This window comes from Candidatus Jidaibacter acanthamoeba (assembly GCF_000815465.1).
In the GTDB taxonomy this organism is placed as follows: Bacteria; Pseudomonadota; Alphaproteobacteria; order Rickettsiales; family Midichloriaceae; genus Jidaibacter; species Jidaibacter acanthamoebae.
The window spans coordinates 1-323 of the sequence record NZ_JSWE01000080.1 but is presented as its reverse complement, the minus strand read 5'-3'; the positions used below and the strand labels follow the sequence as shown (position 1 = coordinate 323).

Here is a 323-nt window from a genome sequence, read left to right as displayed (position 1 = left end):
CTCCATGCCCTACTCCTACCTTACCCAGCGCTTCTACTGCTCTAATCCTGACATTCTTATACTCATCCTTTAAAGCATTTCTTAGCACAGGTATTACTATCTCTCCATGCCCTACTCCTACCTTACCCAGCGCTTCTACTGCTCTAATCCTGACATTCTTATACTCATCCTTTAAAGCATTTCTTAGCACAGGTATTACTATCTCTCCATGCCCTACTCCTACCTTACCCAGCGCTTCTACTGCTCTAATCCTGACATCCTTATACTCATCCTTTAAAGCATTTATTAGCGCAGGTACTACTATATCTCCATGCCCTGCTCCT

General features: G+C 43.7%; 1 protein-coding gene. It reads right to left on the bottom strand.

What is annotated here, in order from left to right; genetic code table 11:
• On the bottom strand, window positions 1-323 hold a 323-nt coding region (locus NF27_RS02760), incomplete at both ends, for a HEAT repeat domain-containing protein (protein ID WP_039455559.1).